Source organism: uncultured Shewanella sp. (genome assembly GCF_947501665.1).
GTDB lineage: Bacteria > Pseudomonadota > Gammaproteobacteria > Enterobacterales > Shewanellaceae > Shewanella.
This window is the reverse complement of record NZ_CANMWS010000064.1, coordinates 1-2,518: the sequence shown is the minus strand read 5'-3', so window position 1 is coordinate 2,518 and position 2,518 is coordinate 1. Positions and strand designations below refer to the sequence as shown.

3 protein-coding genes are annotated in these 2,518 nt (G+C 32.1%); 2 read left to right on the top strand and 1 reads right to left on the bottom strand.

Going from position 1 to position 2,518, the window contains the following annotated elements:
• Positions 1-799 (top strand): ParA family protein (locus tag Q0976_RS23875; RefSeq protein WP_299497352.1); only part of this gene is annotated, 799 nt, incomplete at its 5' end.
• A gap of 2 nt (positions 800-801) precedes the next feature.
• On the top strand, positions 802-1,152 hold the full coding sequence (locus Q0976_RS23870; protein ID WP_299497350.1) for a hypothetical protein: 351 nt from the start codon (positions 802-804) through the stop codon (positions 1,150-1,152).
• A gap of 93 nt (positions 1,153-1,245) precedes the next feature.
• On the opposite strand, the gene Q0976_RS23865 is transcribed toward Q0976_RS23870, so the two are convergent.
• Positions 1,246-2,286, bottom strand: coding sequence for a replication initiation protein (locus tag Q0976_RS23865; RefSeq protein ID WP_299497348.1), 1,041 nt, complete (start codon positions 2,284-2,286; stop codon positions 1,246-1,248).
• Positions 2,287-2,518: the final 232 nt, after the last annotated feature.

Genomic DNA, 2,518 nt, shown 5'->3' with positions numbered 1-2,518 from the left:
CTATCTTGATATCTATCTTGATATCTATCTTGATATCTATCTTGATATCTATCTTGATATCTATCTTGATATCTATCTTGATATCTATCACAATAAGTATTCTGTTCAAATAAAAGAGAAGCATATGCCTACAATTGTCTTAGCAACCTCTAAAGGAGGTGCAGGTAAAACAACTGCAACTATCGTCTTAGCTTGTGAGTTAGCAAGAAATGGAGCCTCAGTAACACTAATAGATGCCGATCCAAACCAACACTCAGCAAAATGGGCTAACAGAATAGGAAAACCTGAAAACATCACCTTATTAGCCAATGCTAATGAAGATAATATTATTGATTATATTGAAGATTCAGAAACAAAAACATCATTTGTGATTGTTGATTTAGAAGGTACTGCGAGCATGGCTGTCAGCTTTGCAATTAGTAGAGCAGATTTGGTTTTAACTCCCTGCCAAGGCTCACAAGATGATGCGGATGAAGCTGTCAGAACAATTAAACTGATAAAACAACAAGAAAAAGCTTTTAAAAGAAATATCCCTTTTTCTATTTTAATCACAAATAATCAAGCAGCAATTAGGCCAAGAACCCTTAGCCACATCATGAATGAATTTACAAATGCTGGCGTTCCTATGCTTGAAACTACATTAGTTAATAGAGATGCATTCAGGGCGATACGAAGTTTCGGTGGAAGTGTTAATAATCTAGATAAAAAACAAGTTTCAGGAATAGATAAAGCGGCATTAAATGCAGAAGCTTTTGCATCTGAAGTAATTGAAATTATAAAAGAATCTCATAGGAGTTAAGCATGACAGAAAGAGCAGGATTGGACTTATCAGATTTCACACCAAAAGATAAAACAGTAAAAGAAGATAAAGTGAGTAAATCGAACATTAAAAAAGTAAGTGAAGACCTTGGCTTTGTCAGTAGAGAGCCAAGTAAAACAATAAAAAATAGAAGAAAAAACAAGGCATCACCTTACACAACCCAAAAGAATTTTAAAGTAAGATCTGGAGTTAAAGAGTTACTTGATGAAATAGGAATCGCTTTAGACACAACTGATTATTGCATATTAGAAGATGCAATTTTAGCTCTAATTGAAAAAGAAGGGTTAGATCATATAAAAAGTAAGTATGAGACGATTATCACTAAGAAATAAATACTCGAATAATTAAGATTAATTACTTAAAATTGTCAATGTTTAGATATAAATGCCACTGAAACCATACTGTTACTTCATCGGGAATTATATCTAAGCAATTAATTTTGCTTCACTTAATGCTAATGTCAAATTAGTCATAAAATCATTCTCAAAAGTATACCCAATCTCCTTAAGCTCAGTCATTTTTGTCATTAAACAACCCAGTTCTTGCATTGTAGGATTACCTGCGTCACCAATAACAAAATTATTTACCAACTCATATGTCATCTTCGCAGAACTAATTGCTTCAACCTCGCTTTCAAGCTCTTTTCTTGCATCACTCTCTTCTCTAGCAATACTCTTAGGAACTGACCAAGAGAAAAGAAATCGAATCGCAACAATTTTCCGACCTTTTTTTTCATATCCAAAACCATAATTCCCTGTTTTTTCATCGATATGAAAAGAAATAAGAGGTTCTTTTTCGTCAATCTCTTTAATTGATGGTTTTATGATTTTATTAATTAAATTTCCTGTTACTGCAAATGTCTTTTTAGCCAACTTTCCTGTTTGATCTAATAAACCAAAAGATGCGTATAGATCATCAAGAGTTTGTGGGGGCAAACCTGCTAATTTCGGATCTTTATACCTGCATAATAAACCATATAATGGTTTTGAGTTAACCCGCTTTAAATCTCTAAATGTTCTATGAGGAATTTGAGCATGAGCAGGTGAAATACAAAGATATTCGTCAATTAACCTATCATTAGGTATAACAGTCAATACCCCCTTTTGATATGAAACCTCTTTAAAAAGAGGTCTATAAATAAACTTTTTATCTGCATCATCTTTAATCCCAATCAATTTACTTGATAATCTCGCGGCAGGATTTTTTAAAATAGAAAATAATTCACGTTTATTTATGTCAAACCATTCCGAAAGCACCTCATTTGTAAATGAGTACTGTGGAAATTCAGCTTCACCTTTCAAATAAGACTCCCAATCCCTCTTGTTAACCCTACTTAGAAATAAAGCAAAAATGTCATACTCAATAGCAGATAGATTTAACTGTGAAAACACCAACTTATGTGATTTTTTAAAAAAATCACTATGAAGTTGATTCATCTTTGCTGTAGTTATAACATTCTCTGACATATCAATGATCCTTTGATATTAGTTTTACAAATAGTTGTTAAATTCTTTGTTTTATATGGTAAAACTAAACCATAACATCATGAAACATAGCATAGTGGAATAATTAAACATAGTAAAGTGGAATAGTTAATAATCTATCCGTTTTTAAAAAGAGCAAACCGAGTAAAAGGTAATAATTAAAACTCAATTGGGACAAATCTTCACGGTTTTAGGACAACCCCTTACTATTTCC